The organism is Ruegeria sp. CF1 (assembly GCF_056537445.1).
The window spans coordinates 46098-61005 of the sequence record NZ_JBQFRN010000013.1 but is presented as its reverse complement, the minus strand read 5'-3'; the positions used below and the strand labels follow the sequence as shown (position 1 = coordinate 61005).

Below are 14908 nucleotides of genomic sequence, written 5' to 3'. Positions count from 1 at the left end.
CTAGCCATCGTCGTCGCGATATTTTCTTTCGTTCCAGCGATTTTCATGACCGTAACGATTTGCGGTTGGAAGGGTTTATCACCTGAGAACTTTCGTATTGTTCGCACATGCTCAGTGACGGACCCACCAAGCGAAGTGTTTTTTGGCTTTCTGACAATTGCAGGCATTTTGTGCGTGGCCGCCACAGTATTGTACTATTTTTGGCGGTGAGTTTCGAAATGACAAGTTTAGCTTTGACACATTCAATAATCGCGGCGCAGCCGCGACGCGCCCGACCCGCCCCCCAGGGCGGGCGCGTTCCGCACCCACCCTCGTGCCGGGTGCATCGCTACCGTTGCGCGGGAAGGCATATGTCATGATCCGCCTCATCGAAAAAGGCCTGATGTTCGGCAACCTCGTCCACATCTCCAGCCCGGCTCTGGTCGAGCGGTATAACCGCGCACTGCAACATCTGGCGGGCAAGACCACGGCGCTGACGGATTTCCATGTGGATATCTCGGGTTTTTCTCCGGAAGTGGGGATTGAGCTTGAGGATGAGCTCTACCTCAACCCCAACGGGGTCAACCGGCAGTTCATCCTGCTGACGACCGAGCAGAAGCACGCGCCTTTGCTGAACGTCAAATTCTCGACCTCGCGCGATATTCTGCGCGAATTCATCGAGATGAACGAGGCACAGTTGTTTGCCCTGACCGCCACCGATGCGGTGGCCGGAGAGCTGGTGAACTCGGTCATCAAACTCACCACGCCCCGCGATCTGCTGAACCTGCGCAAGATCGAGATCGAGGCAGACACCGCAGGCGGCACTCTGCGCAAAGCGCAACAACTGGCGGGCATGGTCGAACGCTTCAAAACCGAAGAGGACGCTTGGTTCGACGATGTGCTAATCGCCAAGATGATCGAAACCGCCAAAGAAACTGGCGACGTAACGCGCAATCCGGTGCGCCTGCGCCATACCGCTTTCGAGCAGCGTAATTTCTGGACGGCACACTTTGGCGGGCTCTACCTGTTCCCGGATATGGATCACCCGGCGGCGATTTGCATAGGCGAAAAGCCCGACGATATGCCGATCAAATACATTTTTGACCCGTCGCAGCGGAACCAGATTGCCAAGTTTCTCGACTACAACGATCTGGTTGAACCTATCGTTAAGGCGCGCGGCGTGGATGCTGCCGCGATCCTGCAACAGAAAATGGATTTTCTGACCATTGCTGCGGCTGCTGACGCAGACGTTGATCTGAGCGGGCTGGATCGCAGCGACATGCGCCGACTGGCACGCAACCACGCGGATCGCCTGCCCGAGGCGTACCACGGCCTCGCACAACTGTTGCGCTGGGCGACAGATGGTGGGCGCTGGCCACGCATCACCTCGGATCATCCCGCCTATTTCTACACATTGCGCGCAGCCGATACGCCGAACCGCGATCTGGTGAATATGCTGTTGACCGAATTGGCTCCGCTGGATCCGCGGCAGATGTTCATCTGCCACAAGGAATTGTTTTATAGTACTTACAGGACCTGGCCCGAGACCAAGAAAGCCTATGTTGCCGACTTCCTTGCCCGCGAGTATCAGGTGGACAAGGCTGGTGCGCGGGCGGCTCTATTTGGTCATGAACCGGATATGACCGGCAATGACCGGGTCAGCGAAACAGTGATCGCACGGGTCGGCCCTTGGGGCGCGGTCAGGAGAGATTAAGATGTTCGGAGCGATGCGCCTGTTTCTGATCCTGCTGGTGATCCAGACGATTGCCTATTTCGCGCTGTCCTTTTATTCGCGAGGAGTTAGGCGGCGAAAGTTGGAGACGTGGTGGGACGAAAAGGGCAAAACCGGTAACAAAGAAGCGTTTGTTGCGCGTGGTTTGCACGTCTACGACAACTCATTCCGGCGCAAACTGATTTTGGGTGTCTATATTGTACCTTGGGTGGCGATTGGCGCGCTGATCTACATCGTGAATTACATGTGAGGGTTAAGGCATGGCCTATGTGAAATGGGCGTTCATTATCATCTTCTGGGGCACGATCGCCGTGATCTTGCAGTATTCCCTACCGCAGCACGATGTGGTGCGGATCGTCAACACCTATGAGGAACGTCAGGACCTGACGGACTGGACGCGAATTTTCTGGTCCGAGCCTGAAGATCAATCCACCAGCCTGTCAAACCGCGATGTACAGTTCATTCAGGCCGTACGCGCCAACGGGAAGCCCATTGTCTATCGCAACGAAGACACCGGTTGGGGCTGGCCGCCTTATTTCAAGTTCGACACTGCGAATCTTTACACCGAGGCCAACGATGCCAAGTCGACCAAAGATAACCCCGATTGGGTGGTCGTAACGCATTACGGCTGGCGCAATGAGTTCATGTCGATTTTTCCCAACGCAATTTTCATCCGGCATGTCGAGGGGCCGGATGTCCGCATCATCCCGTGGTTCAATATCGTCTTCCTGACTGTGTTTGCTGCGCTGGTTTGGGCCATCTGGGTTCGATGGCGGCGGTTTCGGCAAAAGAAGATCGATCCTGTTTTGGAGAACATGGAAGATGGTCTTTACGCCGCTGGTGATGCAATAGATGAAAAGCGCAAGGGCTTTCGCCGCTGGCTGGACAGTTGGAAATCCAAGTAAAGTGGTACACCAAAAGGCGTGCGCTGTGGTCTGACTGCTCATCTCACGATGAACTCTGCATGAAGTGCCCCGGCAGCTTTGATGGTTTTCAGGATGTCGATCATATCGCGTGGCGACACGCCCAAGGCGTTCAACCCGGCGACCACTTCGGACAAGGTGGTTGCCTCGGGGATTTCTGCAAGCCCCGTTCCTTCTTCCTCTTCGATCCCAGCGTAGGTGCGCGGAACAACGACTGTTTCGCCTCGCGCAAACGGATTTGGCTGAACAGCAATCGGGGCTTCCTCGACTGTGAGGGTCAAGTTGCCCTGCGATACCGCGACGCGTGAAATCCTGACGTTCCGACCCATAACAATTGTGCCGGATCTCTGATCCACCACGACGCGGGCCTTGCTTTCGGGTTCGACCAGTATGTTTTCAATACGTCCAATCGCATGCGCGGTTGATACGGCCCGCGTCGCCTCAATGCTCAACTCCACAGTGCCGGAATCGCGCATGAGTGCGACGGCGCGGTTGAATTCTCTGTTGATGGCGGCCTCAATGCGGCTTGCGGTCGTGAAATCCGGTTCTCTCAGCGCCAGTCTGAATTGAGTCAAATCAGCAAGCTGAAAATCGATCTCGCGCTCCACACGCGCGCCCGAGGGTATGACGCCCGATGTCGGCACCCCGCTTACAACCGACGCTGCTTCGCCTTCAACCGCAGCGCCTCCGGCTAGCACTGTCCCTTGCGCCACGGCATAAATCTGACCATCTGCTGCATTCAGGGGTGTCATGATCAATGTCCCCCCAAGAAGTCCTTTGGAATCTCCAATGGCAGAGACGGTGACGTCAATCTGACCGCCGACGCGCGCGAAGGGTGGTAGGGTGGCGGTGACCAAAACGGCGGCGACGTTTTTGGGGCGAAAATCTTCGCCATTCACGTTTACACCCAGCCGTTCGAGAATGTTGGACATAATCTCTTCGGTGAACGGAGAATTGCGCAAGCCGTCGCCGGTGCCATTCAGGCCAACCACAAGGCCGTAGCCAACCAGATCATTGCCGCGGACACCGTCGAAATCCACCAGATCTTTCAGGCGTATTGCCCCGGCATTGGCAATGCACGGTAAGACTATCAAAAGGAATGCGAGTATCTTCATCTTAAGAAATTCACCAGTGACAGGTTGGCATTGCGAACGGTCACGGAATACAGACTCTCCAGTTGGAACTGCACGGTTTGCAACTGTGCCGCAGTCTCATAGGGATCTGCAGCGATCAACGCATTGCGCGCATGCTCAGCGCTGGTCTTTGCGGCGGCGTTGCGCGTTGCGGCTTGCTCCACACGCGCCTCAGCCGCGCCGACCTGGGCGCGCAAATTGACCGTCGCATCCTGTGTATTGGCCAGCTCAACACCAAGCTGCGTGAACATTGCGGTTCGTAGATCAGGCGTCCATCCAAGCGCATCATTTGTGGCCAGAGCCGCAACCGCAACATCGCGCAAAGCGTCCTTGAGCGCGGGGTCTGTCGCAGTGATCGGAAGCGTGATCCGCTCGTTCTCGGAAATCTGCATCGGAGCCAAGGTGCCCGTACCACCTTGATATATCACCGCATCAAATCCGGCGGGGTCGTTGAACCAATCCTCAGCGGCCTGTTGGATATCTGTTAGGGAGGTCAGTCCGGTCAATTCGGCCTGCAGCGCTGTCAATAATGTTTCAGCGGAGGGCAGAGGTGAGACGTCAGTCGACGTTCCGGAATACAGGCTGCGCCCTCCCGCCCGCGTATTCAGGGCTGAGATCATTGTGTCGAGCTCATTTCGTGCCTGAACCGATGCTTGTTCATGTGTCACGGTCTGGTTCGCCGTGCCGAATGATAGCAGCGACGCTGACATCTCGGCGACCGAGCCGCTTAGCGTTGTCAGGCTCAATTGCATTGCGTCCGTGAATAGCCGCGCCTCGGCGGTGGCGATGGAAAGCGCGTCCAACCGTTCCAGGCTGCGATCTAGATCCAGTAGGTGCGAGTAATCACCACCCAGACGGCTCGAGATATCCTGCACCTTGCCGGTGGACATCTCATACGACAGTGTTTCGATTTGTGATTTGATCTCGGCGCTGCGAGTTCTGAGGGTAAGACCGCGGGCCAGATCCCCGATCGAATTCAGTGTCATGTTCATAACCTCAACAGGGTATCCATCAGTTCATCCACGACGGCGACGATGCGTGCGTTTGCGGCATAGGCCTGCTCGATCTGCATCAAGCGCTGCAGTTCCGCGTCACTGTCAACACCTTGCTCCGCGACGATTTTTTGCATCTCCAGCTGCGCGTTTGCTGCAAAACTGCTGCGCTGGTCAGCTGTGTGTGCGTTTGCCCCGGCTTTGGAAAGCAACGCCTCGGCGATCTCGGCCGCGCGCATCGTGCCTGTCCCAAACCCCACGCTGGGGGCCGGGCGCGAGTCGGTCAGAACGGCCCCAAAAGCTTGCAACTGGCTGGCATCACCCGGCGCACCGAGGGTCAATGCCCCCAGACCCGCGCGTAATCTCCAGCTGTCACCCCCTGCATCCGGGTCGACCACAACATTTAGTGAGATGCGCGACGCAAGACCGGTTTCAGAAACCGGATCAAAGCGGCTGCCGTTATCCGTGAAGACGCCCGGATCGGTCGCGGCAGCGGTCGGGTCCAACCCGGTGGTTTCAAAGCGCTCGATCAGGTCGCGGGCGACGGCGTCCAGATCGGCTTGCGTTTCGACGGTCAGTTCGTCGCGGACCGAGAACTGGGCCATCAATGCGCCGCCTCGGATTTGGGCGAACTCTCCGCTCACGCGAACGGGTCGGCCGTTGATCTCGAGCCCGGACAACAACCCGTTGCCAACGGTCATATGCGGCATGGTATCGCCTGTGGTCGAGAACGAAAACTCGGCCGCGGTTCCTTCCAGCAGGATCAACCCGCCATCGGAATAGAGGGAAATCTGATCATTATCGCGCGCGATCGCGTTGACAGGCACCAACTCGTTGACTTGATCGACCAGAATCTGACGATGATCCAACAGCGCGCCAATATCACCGCCCGAATTGCGGACAGCGGGGATACGAGCATTCAGTTTCTCGATGTCTTTCAGAGTCTGATTCAGCGTATCGACCTGTTTGCCTATCGTGCGATCCGCATCGGATCGCATTTGCCGCACCCCTTCGGACGCTGTATTGAGCGCTGTGCTCAATGTACCGCCTGCACGGGCGGCCTGATCCAGCCGTTGGGCTGAGCCGGGCAGGCTTGCAGCTGTAATCAGGCTGCTTTCGAATTGGGCCAGTCTGGACGAGATCGAAGTGGCATCGTCGGCTGCCCCCAACAGTTTCTCGTAACTTGAATGAAATTGCGCCACGGTTTTGGCTGCCATCAGGTCTGCATCGGTCGCACGGCGGTTTGCGATCAGTACCGGATCCTGGTGCCGAGTGATACCAACGACACGAACGCCATTACCGGAAACTGTGCTGGTCGCCAGTTCAAGCGATCTGCGGGCATATCCCGGGGTCAACGCGTTGGCGATGTTTCCTGAAACCACCGCCGCACCACGGCTGGCTGCGCTCAGCCCGCCCAGAGCGTTGTTCAGTGCTGTCGACATATTCATCGGACGCATCCCTTTCGTTGATCAATCATCATGTCAGCGTTTGATATTGGTGGTTTCCTGCAGCATCTCATCCACAGTCTGAATGACCTTGGCGCTTGAGGAATAGGCCCGCTGGGTCTGGATCATTGAAGTCAACTCGGTGGCGACATCGGTGGTCGATTCCTCGCGTGCAAAAGACACAAGATCGCCCGTCGGCCCCTCGCCTGCGTTCCACAAGAAGAAGGTACCGCTGTCACGCGAGGGGGCATAGGTCTGACTGTCCAGTGCCGTCAGGCCGTTTGGATTCGGCACATCGGCCAGTGGAATCTGGAACATCCGGCGACTGACCCCAGTATCATAGAAAGCATAGACATAGCCGTTCTCATCAACCTGTACGCTTGTCATCGTGCCAACGGCCGAACCATCGCGTGTGATCGAAACCGGAGCAAAGGTATCGGAAAGCTGTGTAATGCCGTCCGCATCGCCGATCTGGCCGATGTTGATCTCCATTGGTCCGCCGGCGACGTTGACGACAACGCTGCCGTTTGCCGGGTCATAGGCACCGCCGGTCACGGCGGTGACGCTGGCTAGTGTACCACCGGCTGTACGGCTATCGGTGAAGGTCAGGGTATATTCTCCGATGACAGCGCCGCCCGAGGCTGAATCGCGCAATGTCATGGTCCATTCATTGCTGCTGCCGGTTGCAGGAACGGTGGGGACCAATTCGATATCGACGCTTTCAGACTTGCCCAAATTGTCAAAATACTCGACCGACAAGGGCTGCGTGTCACCCGGAGCACCGGCGTCGGTCGCTGTTGCAGGCAGGTTCATCCGCAGGTTCATGGATGTTGTGGGGGCGCCCGAAAGTTGATTAACGCTTAGCTGAATGGGTTCCAGAGCGGCAGGCGTATCCCTCGGGACGCTGGGGATCGAGCCATCTGGGTTGGCACGCCAGCCAAGAAGTACAAGGCCGGATTGTGTGACCAGATACCCCTCCTCATTGGTGCGGAATGAGCCTGTCGTGGTCAGCAGCATCTCATTTGAACCTGACGCGATCTGCGAACTGGGACGGACAGGCAGCATGCCTCTACCGCGCACGGCCAGATCGGTTGAATTGTTGGTGGTTACCAGCGATCCGCGCTGATCTATCAGGCGTTGGCTGGTGGTTCTGACCCCGCCTGCCGAATAGCTGCCGCCCTGACCAGACGTGACCATGGAGTGAAAGTCGGTCTCGACCCTTTTATAGCCAAATGTCGATGAATTGGCGATGTTGTCAGAGATCGTGGCCAGCCTGTTGGCGTTGGCCTTCAACGCTGCCACACCGGCATTCAGCGAAGAGGATATGGTCATCGGTACGCCCTTTTGTTGCGTCATTCGTTGATGCAACACGTACCGCACTGGCCCTTAACAGCCGGCTAACAGCTAAAATGCTGTCTATCCTTTACCCGCTAAGGGTTGCGTAAAAAGATGATCTCAATCCGATTATTGCGTACCGCCATGGGGTTTTTATCCGAAAGCTCTCGGTCCGCGTGCCCAGTCACGCGGTCCAACCGCTGTGGCTGGATGCCTTTGTTCTGCAGCAGTTGGCGGGTGCTTTGCGCCCGCGCGGTCGACAGATCCCAGACCGGGTTATTCGCCAACACGACGGGCGCAGACCGCACATGCCCTTCAACCGCGATTGCGTTTGTCACCAGATCAGAAGACCGCGCTACCAAAAGTGTCAGCGCGCGCATCATTTGGGTTGGCGTGTCTGTCCCCGATTCGAACAACGGTTGTCCCTCAGTGGCGAACAGCTCGACCACCAGCCCTTCGTCGGTGACGCGGGTCACGATGTGCTTGCGCATCTTATCGGAAACAAGGCTTTCCCCAGCGCGCCCCAGCAACTGCGCCTCGAGCGACGAGAAATCTTCGAACGCACCCTTACCGCCGCCTTTCGCATCCACGCCGGTTGATCCGCGCGCCTGTTTTGCCTCGGTGGGGTTCCGATTGCTGGCACCTGATCCATCCATAACCATGGTTTTTTCCGAAAACATGTTGTCACCGCCGAAGGCACCATCACCACCGCCCGAGACCGGATTGACCGGAATCGTAGGCGAAAAATAATCCGCCAGACCCTTGCGTTGCGTCTCGGTCGTTGCATTCAGCAGCCACATCAACATGAAGAACGCCATCATGGCAGTGACAAAGTCCGCATAAGCGACCTTCCACGCACCACCGTGGTGAGCATCGCCACCCGATACACGTTTCTTCTTGATGATGATTGGCGCCGCATTGGATTGCGCACCCATCTCCACCACCTTCTATTCACCCGCTTACTGGCCTAGCAGGGCAGGTGTTAAGGTGGTCTTAACACTTAAAACTGTTCTGAATTCTAAGACTGCGACACCGGGTTTACACCAGCGCGCCTCAAAATCAGAGATAATCGATTGAAGCTGTTTTCGATACCATCGGGATCGGCCTTCGCAAAAAAGCTATCTAGCTCTTCGTGGACCCGGACGGCGCGATCCAACAAAGGATCTGTTCCTTCGGCATAGAGGCCGGCTTTGATCATCACCTCAGATTGCTCATAACTGCCGACCAGCTTGCGGGTTTCTGTAATCAACTGGTTCTCATCCGCGGTCGCCGCACCTGGTAGGCTGCGTGATACGGATCGGCTGAGGTCAATGGCCGGGAAGCGCCCGCGTTCGGCGATGTCTCGGCTCAGCACGACATGTCCGTCCAAGACGCCGCGCAGAATGTCCGCAATGGGCTCGTCCATGTCAGAACCCGCGACAAGAACACTGAAGACTGCGGTGATGTCACCTTGATCGGGAGTTCCGGGACCCGCCCGTTCGCACAGGTTTGCAATCAGCGGCGTGACCGATGGCGGGTAGCCACGTAGCGATGGGGCTTCACCCATTGCGGCGGCAATCTCGCGGTGCGCTTCGGCAAAGCGGGTAACTGAATCGGTCAGAAACAAAACGTTTAACCCTTGATCCCGCAGGTATTCCGCCACCGACATGGCCGACCATGCGCACCGTCTGCGTATCAGGGCCGATTGATCCGAGGTTGCGGCCACGACGACGGATCGTTTCAGACCTTCGGCACCCAGGGCGTTCTCGACAAACTCATTCACTTCGCGCCCGCGTTCGCCCACCAATGCAACGACCACAGCATCCGCCTGGACTGAGCGGGCAAGCGTCGCCAGAAGTGTTGATTTGCCAACGCCTGAACCAGCGAACAGGCCGATTCGCTGACCTTGGACAATGGGCAGCATCGTGTTGAGGATGGCCAACCCGGTTTCCATACGACCGCCCAGCGGCTTGCGCGATACCGCAGTTGGCGGGGCCTGCATAAGGTCACGTTCAAGCGTGCCAGGCAGCAGGGGCTTGCCGTCCAGAGGTTTGCCAAACGGATCGATCACCCGCCCAAGCCAATGCATTCCGGGCGCAAAGGTAGGCATCTGGTTGAGAGAGACCTGATCCCCCAGGCTTACGCCATCGGGTGCGGAGGCTGGCAGCATATGGATCGCGCCTGATTCGACATGCAGGACCTCGCCCGGCAGGTCCGGGCCTTTTTGTCGGCGCAGCGTCAGATGATCCCCGATCCGGGCTTGGGCGGTCAGACCATCGATTTCAACCACGCCGCGCGCAACACCGGTCACACGCCCGATATGGTGTACCGCCGACATCCTATCGAATTCGCATTTCAGACGCATCGGATCGAGATCGGCCATCGCAGGTCCTCCAAATAGATTTGTTGAAAACGGTTTCTAAAGGAATCGGGGTTAAGCCTTGATTGAAATTGATCGAGGGAGAAGCCCCGATGTTCAATGACCTGAACGTCTTTAAGACTGCGTACGCAATGGCAACCCATGCCGGACAACGGCAAGCGGTTGTTGCGCGCAACATGGCCAACGCGGATACGCCGGGATACAAGCCCCGCGATATTGAAGCCTTCCAGACAGCGATTGAAAACACGAGCCGAGAGGTCGCGATGACCGCGACTCGGACGGGTCATCTGAATGGTGATGTGCGCGCTCAGCCTTGGGCTGAATTCACGGTCGCGGCTTCGAGCGATCCGAATGGCAATGGTGTTTCATTGGAAGAAGAGATGCTGAAAGCTGTCGAGGTAAAGCGACAACATGACCGGGCATTAGCGATCTACAAGTCTTCAATCGGTGTGCTGCGCACGAGTCTGGGCCGGGCATAGGGGGTTTCACGATGAGCGATTTTTCCTACTCGTTGGACGCGTCGGCTAGCGCACTGCGTGCGCAAGCAGCGCGGTTGCGTCATGTGTCCGAGAACATCTCGAACGCCGATACGCCGGGATACCGGCGTAAGATAGTCCCGTTTGAGACAGTCGAACGGGACGGAAAAGAGATGGTTCAGGCGGGGCGCGTCAAACTCGATCGTCGCGACCTGAGCCGAATTTATGATCCTGGCCACCCTATGGCTGATGAGACTGGCCATTACAGAGGATCAAACGTCGATCTGATGATCGAAATAGCAGACGCCCGAGAGGCACAGCGCAGCTATGAAGCCAACCTCAAGATGTTCGACCAGACCCGGCAGATGTCATCAAGTCTGATGGATCTACTCCGAAAATAAAGGAATACCAGAATGGATGTTCGCTCACTTACCGCCGCACAGAACTATACGGGTGCGCGCCCTGCAACGCAGGCCGACCCCGGACATCAGGGGACAGCGCAAGGGCTGCGATCCTCGTTTCAGGATTTCGTGGCGACGCTGGAACAAAGCGAGCAAGTCACGCAATCTTCGATGGTTGGGCAGGCCGACCCGCACGCTTTGGTTCAGGCGCTGGCGCAGACAGAGTTGGCAGTGGAAACGGCTGTGATTGTTCGGAACAAAGTCGTTGAAGCCTATCAGGAAATCTTGCGGATGCCGGTCTGAACGATGCTGAGCGAAGGTCTGTTCTACGACATCGTGCGCCAGGCGCTTTGGGTTGCAGTCATCACGTCGGTTCCGATCCTGGCGGTGGCGCTGATCTCGGGCCTTACAGTTGGTTTGTTTCAGGCGCTGACCTCGGTTCAGGAGATGACCCTGACCTTCGTGCCTAAGCTGATTGCAATCGTGGTCGTGTTCTGGATGTCGATGGGCTTCATGACCCAGACCCTTGTTACGTTTTTTACCGGGACATTGGTCCCGCTTATTGCCGGAGGTCGCTGATGGACACCACTTATGTCACCTTGTCCCGCCAATCCGGTCTCATGGATGAGATGCGAATGGTGGCCAACAATATCGCCAATGCCAACACGACCGGGTATCGTCAGCAGGGGCTGGTGTTCTCCGAATTCGTCCGGGATATGCCGGGCAACCCTTCACTATCGCTCAGCCGTGCGCAGGTTCGAAACACTTCTCTGCAACAAGGTGTGCTGACCGAGACAGGCGGGTCCTTCGACTTTGCCATCGAAGGGGACGGGTTCTTTATGATCGAAACGCCCGCTGGGAACCGCCTGACGCGTTCCGGCAGTTTCTCACTCAATGCTGAGGGCGATCTGGTGACGATGGACGGGCACCGGGTTCTGGACAGCAATGGCGCGTCGGTCTTTGTCCCGCCCGACGCCGCAACGATCGATGTTGGCAGCGACGGCACGATGAGCGTCGATGGACAACTTCTGAGCCAGATCGGTGTCTACAACGTCGCCGATCCCGAAAACCTGGTGCGCGAAGGAAGCACACATTTCCGTGCAGGCGGGCAGGTGGACCCGGTGGACGAGCCGGTCGTGCTGCATCGGTTTCTCGAAGGATCGAATGTCAATGCCATTGGTCAGGTGATCCGGATGATTGAAATTCAGCGGGCCTACGAGCTCGGGCAGAGTTTTCTTGAGGCCGAAGACGAACGGGTTCGCGGGGCGCTTAAGGCATTGATGCGCTGATTACCGGAAGGAGAATACGACATGCGAGCATTGAAGATCGCGGCTACGGGCATGACCGCACAGCAGATGCGGGTTGAGACAATTTCAAACAACCTCGCGAATATGAATACAACCGGCTACAACACCCGCCGGGCCGAGTTTGCCGATCTGCACTATCAACAGATGGCGCGCGCCGGGGCGGTCAATGCCTCGGATGGAACGGTCCTTCCGACAGGTATTCAGCTTGGGTTGGGCGTGCGCCCTGCCGCCGTCACCGTACAGCTGCAACAGGGTGGGCTCTCGGCAACAGGCAGTGATCTGGATATCGCCATCGAAGGGCGAGGTTACCTTGAAGTCACCATGCCGAATGGCCAATCCGCCTTTACCCGAGACGGAAGCCTGAAACGTTCGGCCGAAGGTCTGATCGTAACTTCTGATGGCTTTGCCGTTGCCCCTGAAATTACCATTCCAGACGATGCCAGATCGATCTCGATCAATGCGGCGGGTGAGGTCTATGCCTATTTCGATGATACGGCCGAGGGGCAGTTGCTGGGCGAGTTTACGCTGGCCAGCTTCTCGAACGCCAAGGGTCTTGAGGCCATTGGTAGCAACCTCTTCAAGGAAACCGAAGCCTCGGGTGCACCGGTGGTCGGCACCCCGGGCGAAGATGGGCTGGGCACATTGCGGCAGGGCTATCTTGAGGACAGCTCTGTCGATGCGGTGCGCGAGGTCACGGAACTGATCGAAGCGCAGCGTGGCTACGAAATGAACGCCAAAGTTATTTCCGCCGTCGACCAGATGATGGGCGCGACCACGCAGGTGCGGTGATGCGCCTGTTAACCCTCATACTATGCATGATGCCGATGCCAAGCTTGGCCGAGATCGTTGTGCCGACCCGCACGATCCGCGCCAAAGAGGTCATTGTCTCATCCGACCTCGAAATCAAAACCACTGAGGTCAATGGGGCGGTTCGTAGGCCAGAGGATCTTATCGGTCAGGAGGCACGTGTTGCGCTTTATCCAGGTCGGCCAATCCGCCCTGCCGATGTCGGTCCGCCTGCGATCGTGGACCGAAACGATCTGGTGACGCTGGTGTTCGATCACGTCGCGCTATCGATCACTGCCGAAGGCCGCGCGTTGGGCCGGGGCGCAGCAGGCGAGCGTATCCGTGTCATGAATCTGGCGTCTCGCACAACAGTAACGGGCGTAATCCGTCCCGATGGACAAATTGAGGTTAAATGATGCCGAGCCTTTCGAAACCCCTGCTACTTGTCGTTCTGAGTGTTGCGGCGTGTGGACGATTGGACCACCTTGGCAAGCCGCCCAGCCTGACACCAAACACGGAATCGCCTGAGCATGTTGCGATGCTGTGGCCCGGACTACCTTTGCACAGCCAGCCTCAGCGAACCGTTGATCAGTCATCATTGTGGAGTGGCGGTCAGCATTCCTTGCTTGGTGATCAACGGGCGATGAAAAAAGGGGATATTCTGACAGTCGTGATCGAGCTGGATGAAAAGGCCGAAATATCCAACGACACCAACCGGTCGCGGGCCGGGTCAGAAAGTCTTGCGGTGCCGGAACTCTTCGGCCTTCCTCAGCGCGCAGGTGAACGACTACCTGAAGGGGCCTCACTTGATGATGCCGTTTCAATTGACTCGGCTTCGGTCAGCAAAGGCAAGGGATCGGTCAAACGCAAAGAAAAATTGACCTTGCGCGTGGCGGCAACGGTCGTCGACGTGTTGCCAAACGGTGTGCTTTCGATTTCTGGATCGCAAGAACTGCGGGTGAATTTCGAACTTCGGGAACTGCTGGTCTCGGGCTATGTCCGCCCCGAAGATATCTCGCGCCAGAATGAAATCACCTATGACAAGATCGCGTCAGCGCGGGTGTCTTATGGTGGCCGCGGGCAGATCACGGATGTGCAGCAACCACGCTATGGACAACAGATACTTGATACCTTGCTACCGTTCTGAGGGCCGCTCTGATGGGAAAACTACTACCGATCGTTTTTCTGGTTTTCGGCCTGGCTGCCGGTGCGGGCGCCCGGATCCTATTGTCCCCGTCCGGGGAAGCTGAAGATCTTGCGGAGGCTGGGCAAAAACCCAATGAAGACAAGAAAAACAAAACTAAACCCGGCAAAGATGATCAATCAGAAACACATGAGTATTTGAAACTCACCAAACAGTTCGTGGTCCCCGTGGTTTCCGAGGACGAGATATCGGCGCTCGTCACCATGTCCCTCAGCCTTGAGGTGAGGCCGGGGATTGCCGAAGCGTTTTATGAGATCGAGCCAAAATTAAGGGACCGGTTTCTGCAAGTTCTGTTTGATCACGCCAATATCGGCGGGTTTGACGGCGCATTCACGCGGTCAGACAACCTGACGGCTTTGCGCAATGCGTTGCTGGAGGTTGCGAGAAAGGATCTGGGCGAAGATGTCTCGCAAGTTCTGATCATGAGTGTCAGCCGACAGGATACCTGAACGGGTTGGGGTTACGATTCCTGAGCTTTAGATTGTCGCACGCGTCGCTTGTGTTCCTGCAGGCGGCGCGACAGATCGGCAACGGCCAGTTTGCGCCCAAATGCCCCACGCAATTCTTCCATTGCCGCAAGCTTTTGTGATCGCAGGCGCGCCAACTCGGTGTTCAGGTTGCGCCGTGTCAAAGATTCCCAGCCGTGCCACAACAGGTCTGCGCCGGTGACCTGATAGCCATCCGACTGTGAACTCGTCGATTTTACTTCGGCTAATTGAGAATCCAGACGCGTCAATTGCTGAAGCAACTGGGCTTCGCGCTGCAACAAAGGGTGCAATTTTTGGTGTTCCCGTTGATAAACAGCTTCGGCGACGGTCAAAAGGTTGCCCATGCGA

General features: G+C 57.1%; 19 protein-coding genes. 12 read left to right on the top strand and 7 right to left on the bottom strand.

Annotated elements, in window-relative coordinates:
* Positions 1–355 precede the first annotated feature (355 nt).
* The 3 genes from ACRZ96_RS18505 to ACRZ96_RS18495 are packed head-to-tail and all read left to right on the top strand — an operon-like array spanning position 356 to position 2616.
* A complete protein-coding gene (locus ACRZ96_RS18505; protein ID WP_480707561.1) occupies positions 356–1693 on the top strand; it encodes a DUF6638 family protein in 1338 nt (445 codons plus the stop codon).
* A 1-nt stretch (position 1694) separates the two neighbouring features.
* Positions 1695–1961, top strand: a complete 267-nt coding sequence (locus tag ACRZ96_RS18500; RefSeq protein ID WP_170395242.1) for a hypothetical protein — start codon at positions 1695–1697, stop codon at positions 1959–1961.
* 10 nt (positions 1962–1971) lie between these two features.
* Entirely contained in the window at positions 1972–2616 is a 645-nt protein-coding gene (locus tag ACRZ96_RS18495; protein ID WP_170395244.1) for a DUF1523 family protein, read from the top strand.
* Between the two features lie 38 nt (positions 2617–2654).
* Here ACRZ96_RS18495 and ACRZ96_RS18490 read toward each other — a convergent pair whose 3' ends face one another.
* From ACRZ96_RS18490 to ACRZ96_RS18465, 6 genes are all read right to left on the bottom strand, one after another.
* On the bottom strand, positions 2655–3749 hold the full coding sequence (locus tag ACRZ96_RS18490; RefSeq protein WP_480707562.1) for a flagellar basal body P-ring protein FlgI: 1095 nt from the start codon (positions 3747–3749) through the stop codon (positions 2655–2657).
* Positions 3746–4753 carry a flagellin gene (locus tag ACRZ96_RS18485; RefSeq protein WP_480814916.1) on the bottom strand — a complete coding sequence of 336 codons (1008 nt, stop codon included), beginning with the start codon at positions 4751–4753 and terminating at the stop codon, positions 3746–3748. Before ACRZ96_RS18485 ends, ACRZ96_RS18490 begins: the two co-directional genes overlap by 4 nt.
* 2 nt (positions 4754–4755) lie before the next feature.
* The gene (gene flgK, locus ACRZ96_RS18480) at positions 4756–6207 is read right to left on the bottom strand and encodes a flagellar hook-associated protein FlgK (protein ID WP_480814915.1); all 1452 of its coding nucleotides are present in this window, start codon (positions 6205–6207) and stop codon (positions 4756–4758) included.
* Positions 6208–6240: 33 nt separating this feature from the next.
* Positions 6241–7536 (bottom strand): flagellar hook protein FlgE, encoded by a 1296-nt coding sequence (locus tag ACRZ96_RS18475; RefSeq protein ID WP_255611994.1) that lies wholly within the window; start codon positions 7534–7536, stop codon positions 6241–6243.
* 98 nt (positions 7537–7634) lie between these two features.
* Positions 7635–8474: a flagellar motor protein MotB gene (locus ACRZ96_RS18470; protein ID WP_480707565.1), complete on the bottom strand. Its 840-nt coding sequence runs from the start codon at positions 8472–8474 to the stop codon at positions 7635–7637.
* An 83-nt stretch (positions 8475–8557) separates the two neighbouring features.
* A complete protein-coding gene (locus tag ACRZ96_RS18465; protein WP_480707596.1) occupies positions 8558–9883 on the bottom strand; it encodes a FliI/YscN family ATPase in 1326 nt (441 codons plus the stop codon).
* A 107-nt stretch (positions 9884–9990) separates the two neighbouring features.
* Here ACRZ96_RS18465 and ACRZ96_RS18460 point away from each other — a divergent pair, with 107 nt between their 5' ends.
* The 9 genes from ACRZ96_RS18460 to ACRZ96_RS18420 are packed head-to-tail and all read left to right on the top strand — an operon-like array spanning position 9991 to position 14521.
* On the top strand, positions 9991–10377 hold the full coding sequence (locus ACRZ96_RS18460; protein WP_480707566.1) for a FlgB family protein: 387 nt from the start codon (positions 9991–9993) through the stop codon (positions 10375–10377).
* 11 nt (positions 10378–10388) lie between these two features.
* Positions 10389–10775: a flagellar basal body rod protein FlgC gene (gene flgC, locus ACRZ96_RS18455; RefSeq protein WP_480707567.1), complete on the top strand. Its 387-nt coding sequence runs from the start codon at positions 10389–10391 to the stop codon at positions 10773–10775.
* A 12-nt stretch (positions 10776–10787) separates the two neighbouring features.
* Complete coding sequence (gene fliE, locus ACRZ96_RS18450; protein ID WP_480707568.1) at positions 10788–11078, top strand: flagellar hook-basal body complex protein FliE; 291 nt, start codon at positions 10788–10790, stop codon at positions 11076–11078.
* 3 nt (positions 11079–11081) lie between these two features.
* A complete protein-coding gene (locus ACRZ96_RS18445; RefSeq protein ID WP_170395271.1) occupies positions 11082–11354 on the top strand; it encodes a flagellar biosynthetic protein FliQ in 273 nt (90 codons plus the stop codon).
* Positions 11354–12064, top strand: coding sequence for a flagellar hook-basal body complex protein (locus ACRZ96_RS18440; protein WP_480814914.1), 711 nt, complete (start codon positions 11354–11356; stop codon positions 12062–12064). The genes ACRZ96_RS18445 and ACRZ96_RS18440 overlap by 1 nt, the downstream gene beginning before the upstream one ends.
* Positions 12065–12085: 21 nt before the next feature.
* Complete coding sequence (gene flgG, locus ACRZ96_RS18435; RefSeq protein WP_170408683.1) at positions 12086–12871, top strand: flagellar basal-body rod protein FlgG; 786 nt, start codon at positions 12086–12088, stop codon at positions 12869–12871.
* Positions 12871–13284: a flagellar basal body P-ring formation chaperone FlgA gene (gene flgA, locus ACRZ96_RS18430; protein ID WP_480571223.1), complete on the top strand. Its 414-nt coding sequence runs from the start codon at positions 12871–12873 to the stop codon at positions 13282–13284. Before flgG ends, flgA begins: the two co-directional genes overlap by 1 nt.
* Positions 13284–14015 carry a flagellar basal body L-ring protein FlgH gene (gene flgH, locus ACRZ96_RS18425; RefSeq protein ID WP_480707597.1) on the top strand — a complete coding sequence of 244 codons (732 nt, stop codon included), beginning with the start codon at positions 13284–13286 and terminating at the stop codon, positions 14013–14015. The genes flgA and flgH overlap by 1 nt, the downstream gene beginning before the upstream one ends.
* An 11-nt stretch (positions 14016–14026) precedes the next feature.
* Positions 14027–14521 (top strand): flagellar basal body-associated FliL family protein, encoded by a 495-nt coding sequence (locus ACRZ96_RS18420; protein WP_170408681.1) that lies wholly within the window; start codon positions 14027–14029, stop codon positions 14519–14521.
* Positions 14522–14532: 11 nt separating this feature from the next.
* Here the strand turns inward: ACRZ96_RS18420 and ACRZ96_RS18415 are convergent, their stop codons facing one another.
* Complete coding sequence (locus ACRZ96_RS18415; protein ID WP_480437394.1) at positions 14533–14892, bottom strand: hypothetical protein; 360 nt, start codon at positions 14890–14892, stop codon at positions 14533–14535.
* Positions 14893–14908: the final 16 nt, after the last annotated feature.

Bases quoted from the DNA above. Each gene is read 5' to 3' on its own strand.
- ACRZ96_RS18485 (WP_480814916.1), bottom strand. From the start codon at position 4,753: ATGACACTGAATTCGATCGGGGATCTGGCCCGCGGTCTTACCCTCAGA.
- ACRZ96_RS18440 (WP_480814914.1), top strand. From the start codon at position 11,354: ATGGACACCACTTATGTCACCTTGTCCCGCCAATCCGGTCTCATGGAT.
- flgK (WP_480814915.1), bottom strand. From the start codon at position 6,207: ATGAATATGTCGACAGCACTGAACAACGCTCTGGGCGGGCTGAGCGCA.
- flgG (WP_170408683.1), top strand. From the start codon at position 12,086: ATGCGAGCATTGAAGATCGCGGCTACGGGCATGACCGCACAGCAGATG.
- ACRZ96_RS18470 (WP_480707565.1), bottom strand. From the start codon at position 8,474: ATGGGTGCGCAATCCAATGCGGCGCCAATCATCATCAAGAAGAAACGT.
- ACRZ96_RS18505 (WP_480707561.1), top strand. From the start codon at position 356: ATGATCCGCCTCATCGAAAAAGGCCTGATGTTCGGCAACCTCGTCCAC.
- ACRZ96_RS18500 (WP_170395242.1), top strand. From the start codon at position 1,695: ATGTTCGGAGCGATGCGCCTGTTTCTGATCCTGCTGGTGATCCAGACG.
- ACRZ96_RS18495 (WP_170395244.1), top strand. From the start codon at position 1,972: ATGGCCTATGTGAAATGGGCGTTCATTATCATCTTCTGGGGCACGATC.
- ACRZ96_RS18490 (WP_480707562.1), bottom strand. From the start codon at position 3,749: ATGAAGATACTCGCATTCCTTTTGATAGTCTTACCGTGCATTGCCAAT.
- flgA (WP_480571223.1), top strand. From the start codon at position 12,871: ATGCGCCTGTTAACCCTCATACTATGCATGATGCCGATGCCAAGCTTG.
- ACRZ96_RS18475 (WP_255611994.1), bottom strand. From the start codon at position 7,536: ATGACCATATCCTCTTCGCTGAATGCCGGTGTGGCAGCGTTGAAGGCC.
- fliE (WP_480707568.1), top strand. From the start codon at position 10,788: ATGGATGTTCGCTCACTTACCGCCGCACAGAACTATACGGGTGCGCGC.
- ACRZ96_RS18460 (WP_480707566.1), top strand. From the start codon at position 9,991: ATGTTCAATGACCTGAACGTCTTTAAGACTGCGTACGCAATGGCAACC.
- ACRZ96_RS18465 (WP_480707596.1), bottom strand. From the start codon at position 9,883: ATGCGTCTGAAATGCGAATTCGATAGGATGTCGGCGGTACACCATATC.
- ACRZ96_RS18420 (WP_170408681.1), top strand. From the start codon at position 14,027: ATGGGAAAACTACTACCGATCGTTTTTCTGGTTTTCGGCCTGGCTGCC.
- flgH (WP_480707597.1), top strand. From the start codon at position 13,284: ATGCCGAGCCTTTCGAAACCCCTGCTACTTGTCGTTCTGAGTGTTGCG.
- ACRZ96_RS18445 (WP_170395271.1), top strand. From the start codon at position 11,082: ATGCTGAGCGAAGGTCTGTTCTACGACATCGTGCGCCAGGCGCTTTGG.
- flgC (WP_480707567.1), top strand. From the start codon at position 10,389: ATGAGCGATTTTTCCTACTCGTTGGACGCGTCGGCTAGCGCACTGCGT.